Raw genomic sequence first — 19,212 nt, forward strand, 5'->3', positions numbered from 1 at the left:
GGCCCCCCGCCCCACATGCTGAGCAAGCGCTTAGAAACATCGTACGCAGGAGTCACAGGTCCACGAAGGGACGAGGGAAACATGGCTGAGCCGAGGATCTTCACCTCCGCCGAGGAGCTGCGTGCCGCCGTCGGCGAGCAGCTGGGACACAGCGACTGGCTGGAGATCGAGCAGAAGCGGATCGATCTGTTCGCCGACGCGACCGGTGACCACCAGTGGATCCACGTGGACCCGGATCGGGCGGCCGGCGGGCCGTTCGGGAAGACCATCGCGCACGGCTATCTGACGCTCTCGCTGCTGCCCACCCTGGTCCCGCAGATCATGCGCGTCGAGGGCATGAAGATGGGCCTCAACTACGGCACCAACAAGGTCCGTTTCCCCGCCCCCGTACCCGTCGGCTCGCGGCTGCGCGCCGGGGCCGTCCTGACCGAGGTGACGGAGGCCGGCGGCGGCGTCCAGGTGACCGCGACCGTGACGGTGGAGCGCGAGGGCGGCGACAAGCCGGTCTGCGTCGCCGAGTCGGTCTCGCGCTACTACTTCTGAGCGCCGACCATCCGCAGCACGAGGTCGGCGTAGAGCGCGCCGACCTCGTCCGGCGTCCGGCGGCCCTGGGTGTTGAACCAGCGCGAGACGTCGATGCAGAGCGACAGCACCGCGACGGTGGTGCCCGCGACGTCCGGTACGTCGAACTCCCTCGCCGCCACGCCCTCGTTGATGATCCGGCGCACGGTGGCGTCGGACTCCCGGCGCAGCGCCACGATCTCGGTGCGGTGCTCGGGCCCGAGGGCGTCGAGCTCGTACTGGACGACCCGCGCCGTGGTGTGCCGCTCGGCGTGCCAGCGCACGAAGGACCGTACGGCGTCGGCGAGCCGCTCGCCCGCTGTGCCCTCGCCGTCGGCGGCGGCCGTGAGGATCTCGAGGGCCTTGTCGTGGCCGATGCGGCTGATCCGGTGGAGCAGCTCTTCCTTGGTCTTGTAGTGGATGTAGAGCGCGGCCGGGCTCATGCCGGCGCGGCCGGCGATGTCCCGGGTCGTGGTGGCGTGGTAGCCGCGCTCGGCGAACGCCTCGACGGCCGCGACGAGCAGCCGCCGGGCCGCCTCGGGCGTGACCTCGCCCCACGGCGCGTCCTCGCCGCCGGGCGTCTCCTCAGCGACGCTCATGGTTCGCCCCTTCTCCAGCCGTCAGGACGAACACCATACAACGAAGCTGAGCAAGCGCTTAGCCTCAGAGCTTCTGGAACGGGTCGTGCTCGGCGAGGAGCTTCTCCAGCCGGGCCTGGTCGACCCGGCTCACGATCTGCCCCGCCTCCTGCCGGTCGCGGACGACCTTGGCGAGGGTGAAGGCGGAGGTCGTGAGATAGAGGACGGCGATGGCGAGGAAGGACCGCACCCAGGCGTCCGCCTCCAGATTGAAGATGCCGATGCCCACGGCCGCGAGCGCGAGCCCGAAGGAGATGACGGCCTGCATGTAGTAGGCGGCCGTGTTCTGCTGCTTGACCGGTGTGTCGCTCATGGACCAAGGATCCGGCGGATGTGGCGCGGGCCACATCCGTCCGGATACTCAGCCGCGCTCCGCGAGGTACTCAGAACGCGGACACGCCCGTCAGCGCCCGCCCGATGATCAGCTTCTGGATCTGGCTCGTGCCCTCGTACAGCGTCATCACGCGCGCGTCGCGCAGCAGCTTGCCGACCGGGTACTCGTCGATGTAGCCGTAACCGCCGAAGACCTGGAGGGCGTTGTTCGCCGCGCGCACGGCGGCCTCGGAGGCGTACAGCTTGGCCTTGGAGGCGGCGGTGGCGAAGTCCTGGCCCCGGTCGATCAGGTCGGCGACCCGCCAGGTCAGCAGCCGGGCGGCGTCCACGTCGACGGCGATGTCGCTGATCAGCTCCTGCACCAGCTGGTACGAGGCGATGGGCTTGCCGAACTGCTCGCGCTCCCCCGCGTATCGCACGGCGGCGTCGAGGGCGGCCTGCGCGATGCCGACGCAGCCGGCGGCGACCGACATCCGCCCCTTGGCGAGGGCGGACATGGCGACGGAGAAGCCCTTGCCCTCGGGGCCGAGCATCGCGGAGGCGGGGACGCGTACGTCCTCCAGGACCAGTTCGGCGGTCGCCTGGCCGCGCAGCCCGAGCTTGCCGTGGATCGTGCGGCGGGTGAGGCCGGGGGTGTCGGTGGGGACGAGGAAGGCGGAGACGCCCTTGTGGCCGGGGGCGTCCCCCGTACGGGCGAAGAGCAGGACCACGTCGGCCCAGGTGCCGTTGGTGATGAACATCTTCGAGCCGTTGACGACGTACGCGTCCCCGTCGCGTACGGCCCTGGTGGCGAGGTTGCCGGCGTCCGAGCCGGTGCCGGGCTCGGTCAGACCGAAGCAGCCGATCGCCTCGCCGGAGGCGAGCCGGGGCAGCCAGCTCCGCTTCTGCTCCTCGTCGCCCCAGGAGGCGATGGTCTTGGCGACGAGGCCGAGGGAGACGGAGACGATGCCGCGCACGGAGGAGTCGCCGCGGCCGAGCTCCTCGGTGACGAGGCAGTAGGAGAGGTGGTCGCCGCCCGAACCGCCGTACTCCTCCGGGATCGTCAGGCCGAGGAAGCCGACGGCCCCCAGCTTCTTCACGATCGACCGGTCCACGTTCTCGGCCCGGTCCCACGCGACCACGTGCGGGGCGACCTCGCGGGCGACGAAGTCCTCGGCGAGCTGCCGCACGGCTTCCTGTTCCTCGCTGAGCTCCAGGTTCACGACGCCACCGACCTTCGGGGAAGACTTTAATTAGCACTGCTAGTTTCTGCTGCGCAGGCCTACTATGTGCGCCATGGCCCGACCGCGCAAGCCCCTCCTGAGCAGAGAACGCATCGTCGAGACGGCGAGCGCGCTCGTGGACGCCGAGGGCCTCGCGGCGCTCTCGACCCGGCGGCTCGCGGCCGAACTCGGAGTGAGCGGACCGTCCCTGTACAACCACTTCCGCACCAAGGACGAGATCCTGGACGCGGTCGCCGACGCGGTCAGCGCGAAAGTCGACCTGTCGATGTTCGAGGAGGGCGACGACCGAGACTGGCGTACGGCCCTGCACGACTGGGCGGCCTCCTACCGCGCCGCCCTCGCCGACCACCCGAACATCGTCCCCGTCCTCGCCCAGGGCCCGGGCCGCCGACCGGCGGGCCTGCGGGTCGCCGACGCGGTCTTCGGCGCGATGGTCCGGGCCGGCTGGCCCCCGGCGCAGGCGACGTACATCGGCGCGCTGATGCGCTACTTCGTGACCGGTTCGGCCCTGGGCTCCTTCGCCCGCGGCTTCGTCGACGACGAGACGGCCTACGACCCGGCCGACTACCCCCACCTCGGCCAGGCGCACCTGCTCGCGGAACACCGCCAGAAGGTCGACGAGGGCGCCTTCGACACGGGCCTGCGGGCGCTCCTCGACGGACTGGCGATGCAGTACGAGGCGGGAGTGGCCCGGGGGGCCCGCGTAGAGGACGGTTCGGCCGTCGCCGAACCGTAGTCGCGCGATCCTGGACGCATGGCATCCAAAGACCTGGCCGCGCTCGCGGCGCTCTTCGCCGACGAGACCCGTGCCGCCTTCGTGCTCGCGCTGCTCGACGGGCGGGCCTGGACCGCCGGGGAGTTGGCGCGCCACGCGCGCGTGGCGCCGTCGACCGCCAGTGAGCACCTCGGGAAGCTCGTCGCGGGCGGGGTGCTCGCGGAGGAGCGGCAGGGGCGGCACCGGTACGTCCGGCTCGCCGACCCGGGGATCGCCCATCTCGTGGAGGACCTCGCCGCCCGCTCCGAACCGGCAGGCACAGCACCGCCGCCGACGCTCGGCGCGGCGGGGGCCGGGCGGGCGATGGCCCGGGGGCGTACCTGTTACGACCATCTCGCGGGGCGGCTCGGGATCACGATCACCGAGGCCATGACCGCGCGCGGACTGCTGCGCCAGGACACCGGGTTCGCGCTCACCGACCGGGGCGTGGAGTGGTTCGGGGAGCACGGCATCCCGCTGGCGCCCCGGGGCCGGCGGCCGCTCGCCCGCGGCTGTCTCGACTGGACCGAACGCAAGCCGCATCTCGCGGGCATCGCCGGCGCGACGCTCTGCGCCCATGCCCTGGACAGCGGCTGGTGCGTACGGATCGGCTCGCAGCGCGCGGTGAAGGTGACCCCCGTCGGGGAGCGCGCGCTCCAGGAGGCGCTGGGCATCGACCCGGCGATATTGCGGTGAGCGCCGAAGGGTCGGGGGCCTACGGTCACCCCATGACCGACTCCCCCGCCACGTCCGCCGCCTCCCCCACGTCCCACGCCGGCTCACGCCTGGCGCTCGCCGCCGCCGGTGTCACCGTCGTCCTGTGGGCCTCCGCCTTCGTCTCGATCCGCAGCGCCGGGGAGGCCTACTCCCCCGGCGCGCTCGCCCTCGGCCGGCTCCTCTCCGGGGCCCTGGTCCTCGGCGTGGTCCTGCTGGTCCGCCGGGAGGGTCTGCCGCCCCGGGCGGCGTGGCCGGGGATCGCGGTCTCCGGGGTCCTGTGGTTCGGCGCGTACATGGTGGCGCTCAACTGGGGCGAGCAGGAGGTCGACGCGGGCACGGCCGCGATGGTCGTGAACATCGGGCCGATCCTGATCGCCCTGCTCGGTGCCCGGTTCCTCGGCGAGAAGCTGCCGCCCCGGCTGGTCGCGGGCATGGCGGTGTCCTTCGCGGGCGCGGTGGCGGTCGGGCTCTCCATGTCGGGCGAGGGGCACGCCTCCGTGCTCGGCGTCGTGCTCTGCCTGGTCGCGGCGATCGCGTACGCGGGCGGTGTCGTCGCCCAGAAGCCCGCCCTCGCCCACGGCAGCGCCCTGCAGGTCACGACCTTCGGGTGCCTCGTCGGCGCGGTCGCGTGCCTGCCCTTCGCCGGGCAGCTGGTCGACGAGGCGGCCCGGGCGCCGCTCTCGGCGACCCTGAACATGGTGTACCTCGGAGTGTTCCCGACCGCGCTCGCCTTCACGACCTGGGCCTACGCCCTGGCCCGTACGACCGCGGGCCGGATGGGCGCGACGACGTACGCCGTGCCGGCGCTCGTGGTCCTCATGGCGTGGGTGTTCCTCGGGGAGCTGCCCGGGCTGCTGACGCTCGCGGGCGGTGCGCTGTGCCTGGCGGGTGTGGCGGTCTCGCGCTCCCGGCCGAAGCCTGCGTCGAAGCCGGCGGCGCCGGCCGAGAGCGTCGATTCCGCCGAAGGCCGCTAGAAGACGACGAGCGCCCGGCCGCCCTTGCCCGCGAGCATGTTGTCGAAGGCGCCCGGGATGCCGTCCAGGGTGATGCGTTCGGTGACGAGCCCGCCCAGGTCGAGGCGGCCGGCCCGGATGTGCTCGGCGAGCACGGGCAGGTCCTTGGCCGGGTCGGAGTTCCCGTACACGCAGCCGGAGAGCGTCCGGCCCCAGTGGAAGAGCTCCAGGGCGTGGAAGGTGACCTCCTGGTCCTTGCCGCCGATGCCGACGACCGTGGTGCGGCCGCCGCGCCGGGTGGAGTCCCAGGCGGTACGGATGGTGGTGGCGCGGCCCACGCACTCGACGGCCACGTCGGCGCCCTGGCCGCCCGTCAGCTTCCGGACCTCCTTGGCGGTGGTCGCGGAGGCGACGACGTACTCGGTCGCCCCGGCGGCCCGCGCCAGGGCCTCCTTCTCGGGCGAGACGTCCACGGCGACGATCGTCGAGGCGCCCGCGATCCGTGCGGCCTGGATCGTGGCGAGGCCGACGCCGCCGACGCCGTACACGACGACGGTCTCGCCCTGCCGGACCCGCGCCGAGTGGTGGATCGCGCCCCAGCCGGTGAGGACGGCGCAGCCGAGGAGGGCCGCGTCGGTGAGCGGGACGCCGTCGGGGACGGGCAGGACGCACTTCGCCGCGACGACGGTCTCCTCGGCGAAGGCGGCCACATTGAGCCCGGGGTGGAGGTCGGTGCCGTCCTCGGTGGTGGCGTGGATGTTCCCGGCGCCGGTCAGCGCGTCGGCGCAGAGCCAGACCTCGCCGAGCGAGCACGGGTGGCAGGCGCCGCAGGACGGCGCCCAGTTGAGGACCACGCCGTCGCCGACGGCGACGTGCGTGACGCCCTCGCCGACGGCGACGACCGTCCCGGCGCCCTCGTGGCCGAGGACGGCGGGGACGGGCACGCGCATGGTGCCGTTGGAGAGGGAGAGGTCGGAGTGGCAGACCCCGGCGGCGGCGAGGCGGACCCTGACCTGGCCGGGGCCGGGCTCGGGCAGCCGTATCCCGGCGATCTCCAGGGGAGAGCCGACGGCGGGCAGGAAGGCGGCGCGGACCACGCTCATGACGCGTCTTACTCCTCAGGTCCAGGGGAGAGTCGGAAGGGTCGGAATTGGCAGAACTGGCCGAACGGTCGGAACTGTCAGAACTGGAGGGACTTGGTCTGGAGGTACTCGGAGAGGCCGTGCGCCCCGAGTTCGCGCCCCACACCCGACTGCTTGTAGCCGCCGAACGGGGCCAGCGGGTTGAAGCGGCCGCCGTTGATGTCGACCTGACCGGTGTCCATGCGGCGGGCGAAGGCGACGGCCGCCTCCGGCTCGCCCCAGACGGCGCCCCCGAGTCCGTACACGGTCCCGTTGGCGATGGCGAGAGCGTCGTCCTCGTCCTCGTACCGCAGGATCGAGACGACCGGGCCGAAGATCTCCTCCTGGGCGATGGTCATGTCCGGGGTGACGTCGGCGAAGACCGTCGGGGAGACGTAGTAGCCGGTCTCGCGCGGGGCCTCGGGGCCGCCCGCGACGATCCGGGCCCCCTCCTCGACGCCCTTCTCGATGTAGCCGCGCACCCGCTGCTGCTGCTTGGCGTTGACGAGCGGGCCGACGCGCTCGCCGGGAACGTACTTCGCGACGGCCTCGGCGGCCAGCGCCACAGCCTCGTCGTACTGGTCGCGGTGGACCAGCATCCGGGTCCAGGCGCTGCACGTCTGGCCCGAGTTGGCCATGACGTTGGCGATGCCGACGGCGACGGCCTTGCCGAGATCGGCGCTCGGCAGGATGACGTTGGCGGACTTGCCGCCGAGCTCCAGGGCGACCCGCTTGACCGCGCCGCCCGCGAGGGCGCCGATCCGGCGGCCGACGGCGGTCGAGCCGGTGAAGGAGACGAGGTCGACGTCCGGGTGCTCGGCGAGCGCCTGCCCGGCGACCGGGCCGAGGCCGGTGACCAGGTTGAAGACCCCGGCCGGGAGGCCCGCGCCGTGGACCGCCTCAGCGAAGAGCTGGGCGGTCAGCGGGGTGTCCTCGGCGGGCTTCAGGACGACGGTGCAGCCGGCCGCGAGTGCGGGGGCGACCTTGGCGACGATCTGGTGGAGCGGGTAGTTCCACGGGGTGATCGCGCCGACGACGCCGACCGGCTCGGAGTAGACGGTCGAGTTGCCGACCTTCTCCTCGAAGGAGTGGGCGGCGGCGAGTTCGGCGTACGTACCCGCCACGGCGATCGGCAGGCCCGCGTGGACGGCGGACGCGAGCTGCGGCGGCGCGCCGAGCTCGGCCGTGACCGTGGCGGCGATCTCCTCGGCGCGGGCGGCGAGGCCGTCGCGGAGGGCGCCGATCAGCTTGGCGCGCTCGGCGGGCGGGGTGGCGGCCCAGCCGGGGAAGGCCGCGCGGGCGGCCCGTACGGCCGTGTCGACATCCTCGGCGTTGCCGGCCGGCACATGGGCGATGACCTGCTCGTCCGCCGGGTTGACGACCGGGAGGGTGTCCTGGGAGGCGGCGGGCCGCCACTCCCCGCCGATGTACATCGCGTCGTGGCTCTTCATCCGCTGCTCCTTCGGTTCCTGGGTTCTTCCGTCTTCGTCAGCGGCCGGTACGGCACGCGCCATCCGGCACCAAACTAGCGCTGTTAGTTTTTCAGCGCCAGAGCCGCCCTCCCCCGCTCAGAAGTCGGCCACCGTCGGCTCGTCGAGCCGGGCCACCGACTCCTGCCCGAATGCCTTCCGGTACGCCTCCCTGACCTCCTCGATCCGCGGATCGTGCACCCGCGCCTCCGACGCCGGGTAGAGCAGGATCAGCTCGTACGAGCGCTCCCGCTCGATGGTCCCGTTCTTGTCGCGCCACTGTCCACGCCCGTTCTGGACAGTAAGACCGGCCGGAAAGTCAGGGGTCACCTCGGCGTCGACGAAGGCCATGAACTGCTCGTCGGTGACGGCCGGGCCGCCGTCGGGGCGCTCGGTCCCGAAGAAGAGCCGGGTCTCGACGTACGCCTTGCCCCGCGCCTGCGCGGTGACGGCGGCCCGCGCCGGCGTCTCCGCGCCGAGGGTGGCGTACGCGGTGGGGGCGCCGGCGGCGATCAGGAGTCCGGCGGTGGCGAAGGCGACACGCGTACGGGTGGTCAGCGGGCGCAGCGGCATGGACACGTCCTTCGTGGTTCGGGTTCGGAGCCGGTACCGGGGCCGAGTTCGGCCCCGGGCGGTCCGGGGCTCAGTAATTCCTCAGTAACGGACCAGTTCTAGCGTCCCGGCCGAGCCCGCCCCGCCACCTCCGCGCTCCCACCCCCGGGAACGACGGGGAGGCGGGGCGTCGGCTTCCCCCGTACCAGCGATGGAGGAGCCACCCACATGCATCGCAGATCCACCGCCTGGGCCGCGGTCGCCGTCACGGCGGCGGCCCTGCTCGGCGCGCCGTCCGCGGCGGCCGCCCCAGGGAAGACCACCGCATCCCCCGGGTCGACGGCCGTCGCGCAGGTCGATCCGGGCGTGACAGCAACCGTCGACTCCGGCCGGGACGCCACCTTCTTCGTCGTCCTCGCCGACCGCGCCGACCTCTCGGGCGCGCGGAAGCAGCGCGGGCACGAGAAGAAGGCCGCCGCCGCGTTCGCGTCGCTGCGCGCCGGGGCCGCCCGCAGCCAGTCCTCCCTGACCCGCTATCTGGACCGGGCGAAGGTCGGGTACGAGGCGTACTGGATCGCCAACGCCGTGAAGGTGACGGGCGGCAAGGACCTCGTCGAGAAGCTCGCCGCCCGCCCCGACGTGGCGTCCATCCGCCAGGAGCGGCACTACGCGCTCGACACCGTCGCCCAGGGCGCGGTCACCGCCGAGGCCGCCGTCACCGCGGAGTGGGGCGTCAAGGACATCAAGGCCGACCAGGTCTGGGAGCGGTACGACAACCGCGGCGAGGGCATCGTCGTCGCGAACATCGACTCGGGCGTGCAGTACGACCACCCGGACCTGAAGGGCAATTACCGGGGCAACCTCGGGGACGGCACCTTCAGCCACGACTACAACTGGTACGACCCGACCGGCCAGTGCACGGGCGGCGCGCCCTGCGACAACAACGGCCACGGCACCCACACCATGGGCACGATCGCGGGAGCGGGCGGCGTCGGCGTCGCCCCGGGCGCGACGTGGATCGCCGCCAAGGGCTGCGAGGCCCGCAGCTGTTCGGACTCCTCGCTGCTGAAGTCCGGGCAGTGGATCCTCGCGCCGACGGACCGCAACGGCGAGAACCCGCGCCCCGACCTCGCCCCGGACATCGTCAACAACTCCTGGGGCGGCGGGAACACCACCTTCTACCAGGACATCATCGAGTCCTGGAACGCCGCCGGCATCTTCGAGGCCTTCGCCGCCGGCAACGCGGGCAACGGCACCACCTGTTCGACCACGGAGGCCCCCGGCGCCCAGGCCCCGGCCTACGGCGTCGGCGCCTACGACGTGAACGGGAAGATCGCGGCCTTCTCCGGCTTCGGCCCCTCCCGGGTCGACGGCTCGATGAAGCCGAACATCTCCGCCCCCGGTGTCGACGTCCGCTCCACCTGGCCGGGCAGCGGCTATCGCGCCATCTCGGGTACGTCGATGGCCACCCCGCACGTCGCGGGCGCCGTCGCGCTGCTCTGGTCCTCGGCCCCGTCCCTCGTCGGGAACATCGACGCCACCCGGGCCGCCCTGAACACCACCGCGCGGGACGTCGACGACACCCACTGCGGCGGCACCGCCGGCGCCAACAACGTCTGGGGCGAGGGCAAGCTGGACATCCTCGCCGCCGTCGACCGGGCCCCGCACAGCGCGGCCACCGTCACCGGCACGGTCACCGACCGCGCGACCGGCGCCCCGCTCGCCGGTGTCACCCTGACCGCCCGCGCCGGGGACGGCCGACGTTCGGTGACCACCGACGCGTCGGGCGCCTACCGGCTCACCCTGGCGGCGGGGACGTACACCCTCACCGCCACCGGATACGGCTACCGGCCCGCCACCGAGGAGAACCTGACCGTCACCACCGGCCAGAGCCTGGGCCACGACGTCGCCCTGGACGCCGTACCGGCGCACGCCGTCTCCGGCACGGTCCTCGACGTCACGGGCAAGCCGCTGAAGGGCGCCACCGTCCGCTTCACCGACGCCCCGCTCGCGCCGGTCGTGACCGACGCCGCCGGAGCGTTCCGCTTCCCGGCGGTCGCCGAGGGCGCCTTCACCCTCACCGCGACCCCGGCCGCGCCCGTCCTCTGCAACGGCACGCACACGGCAGCCCTGACCGTGGACGGCGCCGAGAACGTGACCGCCGCACTGCCCGCCCGTAGCGACGCCTTCGGCAACAGCTGCCGGCCGACCGCGTACGCCTGGGTCGACGGGAGGACCAAGGTCGCCCTCTCCGGTGACGAGAACGCGAAGACGATCGCCCTGCCCTTCCCGGTCTCGTTCTACGGAGTCCCGTACAGCCAGGCGAGCGTGACCACCAACGGTCTGGTCAACTTCCTCGCCCCGCGCCTCGGCGACTACGCCAACACCGCGCTGCCCTCGCCGGGCCAGCCCAACGGCATCCTCGCCGCGTACTGGGACGACCTCACGGTCGACGCCAAGTCCGCGGTGAAGACGACGACCACGGGCGCGACCGGACAGCGGCGGTTCGCGATCGTCTGGGAGAACGCGGCCTTCGCCGCCGACACCGGCCGGCGCGTCACCTTCGAGGCCGTCTTCGAGGAGGCCACCGGCGCGATCGTCCTCCAGTACCAGTCGATCGGCGCCGGATCGGCCTTGGAGGCGGGCGGCAAGGCGACCGTCGGCATCGAGAACCAGGCCGGCACCGACGCCCTCCCAATCTCCGTCAACGAGCCCGTGATCGCCGACAGGTCCGCGATCCGCATCACCCCGAAGGCGGTCCGATGACTTCCCCGACGCACCCGGCTTCCACCTCCCGTTCCCGGCGGGCGGTGCGCCTCGCCTCCGCCCTGGTCGCGGCCGGTCTCGCGCTCACCGCGCTGCCCGCCACCACCGCGTACGCCGAGGCCGAACCGTCCCCACGGGTCCTGACCGACGCCCAGGCCGACGCCCTGGAGCAGCGCGCTCTCGAGGCCGCCGATCCGCAGCGGGTCACGCCGGAGACGGCCGCTCCGGAAGACGGTGGCCGGGCGGCCCTCAACGCGGACCCAGCGGCCGGAGGCGTCACCCTCACCCAGGCCTCCGCCCTGGAGACCTACCGCGGTCAGGCCGAGACCGCCCAACTCGGTGGCGGGCGGGGTGACTTCCTCGCCGTGCACAGCCTCGGTACGGTCACCCGGCTCACCGCCTCCGGCCGGACGGTGTGGAAGCGGGACAACGACTCCCTCTACGCCGACTGGCAGGTCAAGAACATCCGCCCCTGGCAGGGCCAGGCGGTCCCGGCGCGGATCACGCTCGGGTACCACGCGAACAGCCCGTTCGCGGACAACGCCGACCGGGGCTGGTCGCAGGGCGACCTGACGGGCGACGGGGTCGCGGACATCGTCTTCACGGCGGACGTCGGCACCAGCCCGTACCGCCCGTTCACCTCCCCCGGTTCGCCGCTGTCCACCGGTACGTTCGTGACCGTCCTCGACGGCCGCACCGGCGCCACCCTCTGGAGCCGGCTCTTCGCCGACGCCCAGCAGGTGGTCCTCGCGGGCGACACCCTGCTCGTCGCCGACCAGCCCTCGACCAACCTGAACGCGGACAAGGCGGCCACGACCGCCCTGCACGCCTTCCGCTTCGGGTACGCGGAGGGGAAGCTGACCCCGACGGCGACCTGGACGTACGAGACGGGGCAGCGCGACGGCCGGTGGTCCTCGGTCACGCCGCTGACCGGTGGGACGGCGGCCGTGTCCTGGCACGTCCGCAAGACGCCGACGGCGCCTGCCGAGAGCCACACGCTCGTGCTGAACACGTCCGACGGCTCGGTGCGTTGGCGGACGGACGGGAGCCTGTACGGCCGTGAGGCTCTGCACGACTCCTCCCGTGGCCGCCTGGTGGCCCTGGAGCAGTCCGACTACCGCGACGGGCTGCGGTACGAGATCGCCTCGTACGACCTCGCCGACGGCACCCGGACCGTCCTGGACGAGCGGATCAACGCCGTCGGCACCGAACTGGCGATCGGCGAGCTGCGGGACGGCGGCGGTGTCGAGTACGCGGTCGCCGAGGCCACCCTCGACGAGTACCTCTTCGTCAACGCGGCCACCGTGCGCGCCCTGCGGGGCACGGACGCGACCGAGCTGTGGTCGCAGACGGTCAAGCGCGCCGAGGACAACGCCAAGGACGGCGATTCGGCGCTCGGCCTGGAGATCGCGGACGGCACGGTGCTCGCCTCGTACGTGACGACCGAGGGCGCCGAGACCGCCGCCAACCCGGGCGGCACCCGCTACGGCACGCTGACCGCGCTGAACGGCCGTGACGGTGGGCTCCGTTGGTCGAAGACGGGCGTCGCGGCGTCGCCGCTGTACTCCCAGCCGTACCGCTCGGGCGGCGACTGGCTGGTGCGGACGGTCGACAACGAGCAGAACATCCGCTCGTACCGGCTCGGCAACGGGCGTGCGAGCGCGCTCACTCCGCTCCCGGCCGATCTGTCCACGGGTATCGCGGTGGACGTGAACGGCGACGGCCGCAAGGACGTCGTGGCGGCCGGTCAGTCGCAGGGGATGTGGGCGTTCGACGGGCCGTCGCTCGCGGCCGGGAAGCCTCGGGTGTTGTGGCAGGCCACGCTGCCGGGCTCGGTGACCGGGGACATCGTGCTCGGTGACACGGACGGCGACGGGCGCGAGGACGACCTGGTGGTCGCGGCCGACGCGGCGGCGGTGATCGTGGACGCCCGGACGGGCGCGGTGCGCGAGGAGATCGACGGGCACGGGCGGTTCGTCCGCTCGGTGGCGGTCGCCGACCTCGACGGGGACCGGGACGACGAGGTGCTGGTGCCCACGGACGCGGTACGGGCGTACAGCGGCGGCGGGCGGCTCCTGTGGTCGTACGCCCCCGCGGGCGCGGGCCCGGTCGTCTTCTCGGACCTGGCGGTGGCCGACGGCCGGGTGATGGGCTCGTACCAGACCCCGGGTTCCCTCGACACCGGCGGGATCGTCAACGGCATGGCGCTCGAGGCCCGGACGGGCCGGCTCGCCTGGACCGCCGACCCGACCTGGACGGGCGACGCCGACACCCGGATCTACGCGGCGCAGCTCTACCACGGGGTCTACGCCTCACCCCGCATCCCGTACGCCGACGGGCACGCGGTGGTGCACTCCTGGCTCGTGAGGGAGGGCGAGTCCCTGACCACGTTCTTCGAGTTCCGGGACGTACGGACGGGCAAGGTCGTGGGGACGGCCACGGGGGGCGGGCCCTGGACCCTCGGTAACTGGTTCACCGGCGACGAGGGCCTGGTCCTCGCCGGCACGGCGTCCTTCCGCACCTACGCGGCGGACGGCGGCCAGCACCTCACCCTGGTCCTGCCGCCCGTGCACCGGGGCGCGTTCGCGACCGGGCCCGGCGGGCGTCGGCTGCTGGTCGGCGGGACGGAGGGCTCGATGTCCGTCTGGGACCCGGCGGTGCTGACGGGCGGCCGCAACTACCCGAGCCAGCTGACGAGTCTGTCGCGGTACGCCTCGCAGAACCTGATCGTGGCGGACCTGACCGGTGACGGGGTGGACGAGGTCGTCGGCCTGGACAAGGACGACACCGGATTCGACCGGACGATCGAGCTGTCCGGCGGCCGCTACCTGCTGTCGGACAACAACCTGCATGGGATGGTGACGGGTGTTCTGACCGCTTCCTGACGGGCGGAAGCACTCGCTCCGGTCCTGGGGGCGCCCACTAGAGTGGGCGCCCTCATGGGCGATGACATATCAGCGGACGCGCCCCCGTCGCTGCGGGTGCGCCTCCTCGGCGGGTTCGGTGTCGACCGGGACGGCGGGCCGCCGCTGGCCGAGCGGTGGCCGCGCCCGAGCGCCCGGACGCTGGTGAAGCTGCTCGCCGTCTCGCCGGGCCATCGGCTCCACCGTGAGCAGGCCATGGAGATCTGCTGGCCGGAGGCGGATCCGCAGGCGGCGCTCGGCAGTCTGCGGGTCGCGCTGCACGCGGCCCGCCGGGCGCTCGAACCCGAACTGCCGCCCCGCTCGGCCTCCTCCTATCTGACCGGCGAGGGTTCCCTGCTGTGGCTCGATCCGAGGACGGTACGGATCGACGCCGACGAGGCCGAGGCGCTGGCGGAGGCCGCCCTCGCCGACGGCGGTCGCGCCGCACTGGCCGCGGCCCTCGACGCGTTCACGGGCGAACTGCTCCCGGAGGACCGCTACGCCCCCTGGGCCGAGGCACGCAGGGCCCGCCTCTCCGCCCTGCGCGAGCGCACCCTCCTGGCGCTCGCGGAGGCCCATCTGACCGCCGGGGCACCGGAGGAGGCGGTACCGGCGGCCGAGCGGGTCCTGGCCTCGGCCCCGGCGGAGGAGGGCGCGCACCGGATCCTCATCGCGGCGTATCTCCGGCAGGGGTTGCGGCGGCGGGCGGTGGCCCAGTACCACCTGTGCCGGGAGGCGCTGGACGCGGAGTTCGGCGTACGGCCCGGTGGAGAGACGGAGCGGCTGCACCGGGAGGCCCTCGCCGCGCCCGCGCCGTCCTCCCGGACGGTGCGTCCCACGCTGCCCGCCGTGGTGCGCCGCCCGCCCGCCTCGCCCCTGCGCGGCCGCGACGAGGTCCTTGCCGGGCTGCTCGCCCCCGCCGCACCGCCCGTGCTCCTGGTCACCGGTGAGGCGGGCCTGGGCAAGACCCGCCTCGTCGGCGACGCGGCCCGCAGGGCGGCCGAGGAGGGGACGGCCGTCCTGTGGGGGGCGGGCCACGACGCGGAGGGGCACACTCCGTACGGTCCGTTCGCCGAGGCCCTGGACGGCTGGCTGGCGGACCGGCCGGCGTCGGAGCGGGCCCGTGCGGGCGCCGAGTATCCCGAACTGGCCGCGCTCCTGCCCTCCTTGGGCCGGGTGCGACCGGTGTCGGGACGCAGTCCCGAGGAGGAGCGGGACCGGCTGTTCCGGGCGGCTGCGGGGCTGCTCGGGGAACTGGCGGCCGAGCGGCCCGTGATGCTGGTGCTGGACGACCTCCACGCGGCGGACGCGGGCTCGTTCCAGCTCCTCAGCCATCTTGCGCGCCGGGCCCGCGAGGCCGGAAGGGGTTGGCGATTCCTCGCCACCGTCCGCCCCGAGGAGCTTCCGGCCTCCGATCCCCGCCGCCACACGCTCGACGCGCTGGCCCGCCAGTCGCTCGCGGTCACGGTGGAGCTGCCCCGGCTGAGCCGCGAGGCCTGCCTCGCCCTGACGGCGGACGTGCTCGCGGACCCGGCGCAGGATTCCGGGGCGGACGATGCCGGCGCCGGACCCGGGGCCGTACCGGCGGACGATGCCGGTGCCGCACCTGGCGCCGGGGCCGTACCGGAGCGGGTGTGGGCGCTGTCGCTCGGCAATCCGCTCTTCGCCCTCGAACTGGCCCGCGCGGTACGGGAGGGCGGCGACGGCCGGGCCGGCGCCCCCGAGACCGTACGGCAGTTGGTCGCGGAGCGCCTCGGGCGGCTCGGCGGCGCGGCCCGCCGCGTGGTCGAGGTGGTCGCCGTGGCCGGCCAGGACGCGGCGCTCGCGGAGGTCCTCGACGTGGCCCGGCAGGGCGGCCACCCCCGCCTTTCGGCCGCCGAGGCCACCGAGGCGGTGGACGCGGCCGTCGCCGCGTCCGTGGTCGAGGAACGGGTCGTCGTCGCCGAGGGCAGGCGGGCCGCCGGGCTCGCCTTCCGCCATCCCCTGGTCCGGCTGACCTGCTACGAAGGGCTGTCCACGGCCCGCCGCAGGCTGCTGCACTCGGCGTACGCGGAGGCGGTGCTGCGCCGCAGGCCGGAGGCGGTCGACACGCTCGCCGCCCATCTGACCCGCGCCGACGACCCGCGCGCCACCGGCTATCTGCGCCAGGCCGCCGAACGGGCCGCCGCCCTGTACGCCAACGACACCGCCGACCGTTACTACGCCGAACTCACCGAGCGCCTCGACGCCCTGGCCGCGGAGTCGGCGCGGGCGCGGATCGACCGCAGCGCCGTCCTGCGCCGGATGGGCCGCTTCGAGGAGGCGGCCCGGCTCCTCACCGAGGCGCGCGCGGAGCTGCGGCGGCGCGGCGACCGGGACGGCGAGGTCCTGGCGACCGCCAGGCTGGCCGAGTTGATGACGAAGACCCGGAGCACCGACGAGGGGCTGCGGCTGCTCGACTCCTGCCCGCCCGGGCCCGGCACGCCGGCGGCGACGGCGAGCGCGCACCATCTGGCGCGCGGGGTGCTGTGTTTCGTCGCGGGGCGGTACGAGGACGGGGTGGCGGCCGCACGGGCCGCCGAGGAATCGGCGCAGGAGGTGGACGCCCCGGAGCGGCGCGCTCTGCTGGCCCGCGCGCTGGCGGCGCGGGCGACCTCGCTCGGTCTCGCGGGCCGGTTCGGGGAGGCGGGGCCGGTCGCCGACGAGGCGCTGCCGCACGCCGAGGCGTACGGCGACGCCCAGCTGCTCGCCTCGGTCCTCTCGGTGCTGCGGGAGACCGCGCGCCGGGCCGGGCGGCTGCGGGAGGCGATCGCGACGGGCCGGCGTGCCCTGGACCTCGCCGAACGCTCGGGCGACCCGACGGCGTCGGTCTTCGAGCGGGCCAACCTCGCCGAGCTGCACCTGCTGGTGGAGGAGACCGCCGAGGCGCGGGAGTTGGCGGAGACGGCGGTACGGGACGCGGAGCCGGGCAGCGTGTGGTGCGCCCCGTACGCGCGCGTGGCGCTGGCGCGCGTACGGATGCGGATGGCGGAGCCGGGGGCGGTCGCGCTCCTGGACGCCGCCGAGCGGACGGCGCGGGCGCAGGGCGACCACCAGGCGCGGCAGGAGGTGCGTTCGGCACGCGCCGAGTGGGCGATCCGGGAGGACCGGCCGCGTGAGGCCCTCGCTCTCCTGGCGGAGAGCCGGGAGCCCGGCACCGCGCATCTGACGGCCTGGGCCCACCTGGCGTGCGGGCGCGCCGGGGAGGCGGCCGCGGTGGCCGGCGCGGAGGTGGCGCGGGCGGAGCGGGCCGGGGAGCGGCTCTCGGAGACGGAGGCTCGCGCCGCGCACGCCGCCGCCCTGGCTGCCCTCGGCCGCGCGGCCGAGGCGGCGGAGGGGTTCGACAGGGCGGCGGCGTTGGCGGCGGAACTGCCGTATCCGGCGGGTGCGCTCCGGGTGGCGCGGGCGCGCGGGAAGGCGGGCGGCGCGTCGCTCAGATCGTCCGGGCGACGTCCGTGAGATGCGCGAAGACGACGATGTTCGACGCGTAGCCCTTCTTGGCGTCGAAGGAACCGCCGCAGGTGAGCAGCCGCAGTTCGGGGCGGCCCGTGGAGCCGTAGACCTCCTGGTCGGGGAACTCCTCCTTCGTGTAGGTCTGCACCTTGTCGACCTTGAAGACGGCGACCTTCCCGTCCGCACGGGCGATCCGGACGGTGTTGCCGGGGGCGAGCGAGTCGAGGTTGAGGAAGATCGCGGGCCCCGTGCGCGTGTCGCGGTGGCCGACGACGACCGCGGTGCCGAGCTCGCCGGGGGCCGGACCGCGCGCGTACCAGCCGACGATCCGCGGGTTCTCGATCGGCGGTGAGCCGAGCTGCCCGGCACCGTCGAGGCCCAAATCCATGACGGGGGCCTCGATGGTGATCGCCGGGATGGCGAGGTTGGTGGCGCGCGAGCGGGTCAGGGGCGCGGGCGACGGCGCGGGCCTGGCCGGGGCCGGCTTGGGCCGCGCCTCGGCCGACGCGCGCGTGTCCCGGTCCTTCGCCCGACCGTCGGACCCCGTCTCGGCCTTCGGCTTCTGGTCGCGCGCACGCCCGGCTTCGCCGCCGGGCGCGCCCTGGTCCACCGCGCGCGTGGCCGCGGCGGCGGCCGCCGACGGGTCGGACGGTTCGTCGTCCGAGGCCCACCAGATGCCGCCGCCGACCAGTGACAGGGTCACCACCACGGTCCGCGCGAGCCGGAGGAGGCGCCGCTGCCTGCGCGTGGTGCGGGACCTACGACTCGCCATGCGTACGGCGTCGGTTCCGACGTACGAGGATCAGGCCCGCCGTGCCCGCGAGGCCCGCGGCGAGGGCCGCTCCGACTCCGAAGGCGGAGCCGTCGTCGGAGGGCGTCGCGTCCGCCGCGCCGCCGCCGCCGGCGCCGACCGGACCCTGCGGGGGCTTGTGCCAGGGCTTCTGGGTGGTGCCGTTGCCGCCGGTCTCGGTTCCGCTGTTGCCGGTCTCGGTGCCGCTATTGCCGCCGTTCCAGCCGCTGCCGCCGCTGCTGCCGTTCCCTCCGTTACCGCCGTTTCCGCCTCCGTTGCTTCCGCCTCCGTTGCCTCCGTTGTTGTTCGGTGGGGGCGCGGTGGCGCTGGGGCTGGCGGTGCTGCCGTTGCCACCGTTGCCGTTCCCGCCGTTCTCACCGCCGCCGTTCGGTGGCGGGTTGGTGACGTCGCCGAGGCAGTTGACGGTGAAGTTCTTGCTCTTCTTGGCGCCGAGCTGGCCCACCCAGCTCCATTCGAGCCGGTACCTGCCGTCCGGCAGCTCCATGTCCGCGGTGAAGCCGTCGCCTTCGGCGTTGATGGCGATGTCGCCTTCCTTGACCGGGCTGACCTTGTTCTCGGGGACGATCTCCCAGTGGACCGAGAGCAGGTCGTCGAAGTTGAAGGCCGCGAAGTGGAACCTGCACACTCTGGGGTGGTTGCTCTGATTGGGTTCGGCCGTGCCCTCACGGTGGACCTTGATGTCGCCGTTGTCGCCGGGTGCCGCGTAGGCGGCGGGTGCGCCGGCCAGAGCGACGGATCCGAGGGCGATCGACGCGGCGGCGACGGACAGCAGGGGACGTACTGCCAGAGCGGTCATGCGGGGGTTCCTCCAGTCATGAAGACACAGACGATCAACCGATAATCGGACTATGTGTCATAACGGGAATACGGAGAGTGGCAACAACGCCGTGCCACCCTCCTTTTTTCACTCCCCCAGCGGAGGCCGGGTCACCCTGCGTGC

The 19,212-nt window shown here is 73.8% G+C and carries 15 protein-coding genes; 7 read left to right on the forward strand and 8 right to left on the reverse strand.

Annotation, left to right across the window (positions count from 1 at the left end):
• The first annotated feature begins 81 nt into the window (after nucleotides 1–81).
• Nucleotides 82–543: a MaoC family dehydratase gene (locus ACWCO8_RS21455; RefSeq protein ID WP_451033536.1), complete on the forward strand. Its 462-nt coding sequence runs from the start codon at nucleotides 82–84 to the stop codon at nucleotides 541–543.
• On the opposite strand, the gene ACWCO8_RS21460 is transcribed toward ACWCO8_RS21455, so the two are convergent.
• From ACWCO8_RS21460 to ACWCO8_RS21470, 3 genes are all read right to left on the reverse strand, one after another.
• Nucleotides 534–1,160, reverse strand: a complete 627-nt coding sequence (locus tag ACWCO8_RS21460) for a TetR/AcrR family transcriptional regulator (RefSeq protein ID WP_451033537.1) — start codon at nucleotides 1,158–1,160, stop codon at nucleotides 534–536. The two genes, ACWCO8_RS21455 and ACWCO8_RS21460, sit on opposite strands and share 10 nt — an antisense overlap.
• Before the next feature lie 64 nt (nucleotides 1,161–1,224).
• Entirely contained in the window at nucleotides 1,225–1,512 is a 288-nt protein-coding gene (locus ACWCO8_RS21465; RefSeq protein WP_362004302.1) for a YiaA/YiaB family inner membrane protein, read from the reverse strand.
• Between the two features lie 70 nt (nucleotides 1,513–1,582).
• Entirely contained in the window at nucleotides 1,583–2,734 is a 1,152-nt protein-coding gene (locus ACWCO8_RS21470; RefSeq protein WP_451033538.1) for an acyl-CoA dehydrogenase family protein, read from the reverse strand.
• A gap of 73 nt (nucleotides 2,735–2,807) precedes the next feature.
• Here ACWCO8_RS21470 and ACWCO8_RS21475 point away from each other — a divergent pair, with 73 nt between their 5' ends.
• The 3 genes from ACWCO8_RS21475 to ACWCO8_RS21485 are packed head-to-tail and all read left to right on the forward strand — an operon-like array spanning nucleotide 2,808 to nucleotide 5,200.
• Complete coding sequence (locus ACWCO8_RS21475; RefSeq protein WP_451033539.1) at nucleotides 2,808–3,491, forward strand: TetR/AcrR family transcriptional regulator; 684 nt, start codon at nucleotides 2,808–2,810, stop codon at nucleotides 3,489–3,491.
• A gap of 18 nt (nucleotides 3,492–3,509) precedes the next feature.
• A complete protein-coding gene (locus ACWCO8_RS21480; RefSeq protein WP_451033540.1) occupies nucleotides 3,510–4,205 on the forward strand; it encodes an ArsR/SmtB family transcription factor in 696 nt (231 codons plus the stop codon).
• 32 nt (nucleotides 4,206–4,237) lie between these two features.
• Nucleotides 4,238–5,200 carry a DMT family transporter gene (locus tag ACWCO8_RS21485; protein WP_451033541.1) on the forward strand — a complete coding sequence of 321 codons (963 nt, stop codon included), beginning with the start codon at nucleotides 4,238–4,240 and terminating at the stop codon, nucleotides 5,198–5,200.
• On the opposite strand, the gene ACWCO8_RS21490 is transcribed toward ACWCO8_RS21485, so the two are convergent.
• The 3 genes from ACWCO8_RS21490 to ACWCO8_RS21500 form a co-directional block, all read right to left on the reverse strand.
• A complete protein-coding gene (locus tag ACWCO8_RS21490; RefSeq protein WP_451033542.1) occupies nucleotides 5,197–6,282 on the reverse strand; it encodes a zinc-binding dehydrogenase in 1,086 nt (361 codons plus the stop codon). The genes ACWCO8_RS21485 and ACWCO8_RS21490 overlap by 4 nt on opposite strands.
• Nucleotides 6,283–6,359: 77 nt before the next feature.
• Entirely contained in the window at nucleotides 6,360–7,751 is a 1,392-nt protein-coding gene (locus ACWCO8_RS21495) for an aldehyde dehydrogenase family protein (RefSeq protein ID WP_451033543.1), read from the reverse strand.
• 117 nt (nucleotides 7,752–7,868) lie between these two features.
• A complete protein-coding gene (locus ACWCO8_RS21500; protein WP_451033544.1) occupies nucleotides 7,869–8,342 on the reverse strand; it encodes a DUF3574 domain-containing protein in 474 nt (157 codons plus the stop codon).
• Between the two features lie 207 nt (nucleotides 8,343–8,549).
• Between ACWCO8_RS21500 and ACWCO8_RS21505 the strand changes: the two genes are divergently transcribed.
• Genes ACWCO8_RS21505 through ACWCO8_RS21515 form a run of 3 tightly spaced genes read left to right on the forward strand, consistent with a single transcriptional unit; the run spans nucleotide 8,550 to nucleotide 17,467 of the window.
• Nucleotides 8,550–11,087 (forward strand): S8 family serine peptidase, encoded by a 2,538-nt coding sequence (locus tag ACWCO8_RS21505; RefSeq protein WP_451033545.1) that lies wholly within the window; start codon nucleotides 8,550–8,552, stop codon nucleotides 11,085–11,087.
• Nucleotides 11,084–13,972, forward strand: a complete 2,889-nt coding sequence (locus ACWCO8_RS21510) for an FG-GAP repeat domain-containing protein (RefSeq protein WP_451033546.1) — start codon at nucleotides 11,084–11,086, stop codon at nucleotides 13,970–13,972. The genes ACWCO8_RS21505 and ACWCO8_RS21510 overlap by 4 nt, the downstream gene beginning before the upstream one ends.
• Nucleotides 13,973–14,026: 54 nt before the next feature.
• Nucleotides 14,027–17,467 carry an ATP-binding protein gene (locus ACWCO8_RS21515; protein WP_451033547.1) on the forward strand — a complete coding sequence of 1,147 codons (3,441 nt, stop codon included), beginning with the start codon at nucleotides 14,027–14,029 and terminating at the stop codon, nucleotides 17,465–17,467.
• Here the strand turns inward: ACWCO8_RS21515 and ACWCO8_RS21520 are convergent.
• Together ACWCO8_RS21520 and ACWCO8_RS21525 are read right to left on the reverse strand one after the other, a co-directional pair.
• Nucleotides 17,442–18,233: a class F sortase gene (locus tag ACWCO8_RS21520; protein ID WP_451033548.1), complete on the reverse strand. Its 792-nt coding sequence runs from the start codon at nucleotides 18,231–18,233 to the stop codon at nucleotides 17,442–17,444. The genes ACWCO8_RS21515 and ACWCO8_RS21520 overlap by 26 nt on opposite strands.
• Nucleotides 18,220–19,068, reverse strand: a complete 849-nt coding sequence (locus ACWCO8_RS21525) for a hypothetical protein (RefSeq protein WP_451033549.1) — start codon at nucleotides 19,066–19,068, stop codon at nucleotides 18,220–18,222. Before ACWCO8_RS21525 ends, ACWCO8_RS21520 begins: the two co-directional genes overlap by 14 nt.
• Between the last annotated feature and the right edge of the window lie 144 nt (nucleotides 19,069–19,212).

Source organism: Streptomyces sp. NPDC001927 (assembly GCF_053594455.1).

Excerpts from the sequence above, each read along its gene's own strand:
- ACWCO8_RS21485 (WP_451033541.1), top strand. The coding sequence starts at position 4,238 with ATGACCGACTCCCCCGCCACGTCCGCCGCCTCCCCCACGTCCCACGCC.
- ACWCO8_RS21510 (WP_451033546.1), top strand. The coding sequence starts at position 11,084 with ATGACTTCCCCGACGCACCCGGCTTCCACCTCCCGTTCCCGGCGGGCG.
- ACWCO8_RS21480 (WP_451033540.1), top strand. The coding sequence starts at position 3,510 with ATGGCATCCAAAGACCTGGCCGCGCTCGCGGCGCTCTTCGCCGACGAG.
- ACWCO8_RS21460 (WP_451033537.1), bottom strand. The coding sequence starts at position 1,160 with ATGAGCGTCGCTGAGGAGACGCCCGGCGGCGAGGACGCGCCGTGGGGC.
- ACWCO8_RS21500 (WP_451033544.1), bottom strand. The coding sequence starts at position 8,342 with ATGCCGCTGCGCCCGCTGACCACCCGTACGCGTGTCGCCTTCGCCACC.
- ACWCO8_RS21465 (WP_362004302.1), bottom strand. The coding sequence starts at position 1,512 with ATGAGCGACACACCGGTCAAGCAGCAGAACACGGCCGCCTACTACATG.
- ACWCO8_RS21475 (WP_451033539.1), top strand. The coding sequence starts at position 2,808 with ATGGCCCGACCGCGCAAGCCCCTCCTGAGCAGAGAACGCATCGTCGAG.
- ACWCO8_RS21495 (WP_451033543.1), bottom strand. The coding sequence starts at position 7,751 with ATGAAGAGCCACGACGCGATGTACATCGGCGGGGAGTGGCGGCCCGCC.
- ACWCO8_RS21525 (WP_451033549.1), bottom strand. The coding sequence starts at position 19,068 with ATGACCGCTCTGGCAGTACGTCCCCTGCTGTCCGTCGCCGCCGCGTCG.
- ACWCO8_RS21520 (WP_451033548.1), bottom strand. The coding sequence starts at position 18,233 with ATGGCGAGTCGTAGGTCCCGCACCACGCGCAGGCAGCGGCGCCTCCTC.
- ACWCO8_RS21505 (WP_451033545.1), top strand. The coding sequence starts at position 8,550 with ATGCATCGCAGATCCACCGCCTGGGCCGCGGTCGCCGTCACGGCGGCG.
- ACWCO8_RS21515 (WP_451033547.1), top strand. The coding sequence starts at position 14,027 with ATGGGCGATGACATATCAGCGGACGCGCCCCCGTCGCTGCGGGTGCGC.
- ACWCO8_RS21455 (WP_451033536.1), top strand. The coding sequence starts at position 82 with ATGGCTGAGCCGAGGATCTTCACCTCCGCCGAGGAGCTGCGTGCCGCC.
- ACWCO8_RS21490 (WP_451033542.1), bottom strand. The coding sequence starts at position 6,282 with ATGAGCGTGGTCCGCGCCGCCTTCCTGCCCGCCGTCGGCTCTCCCCTG.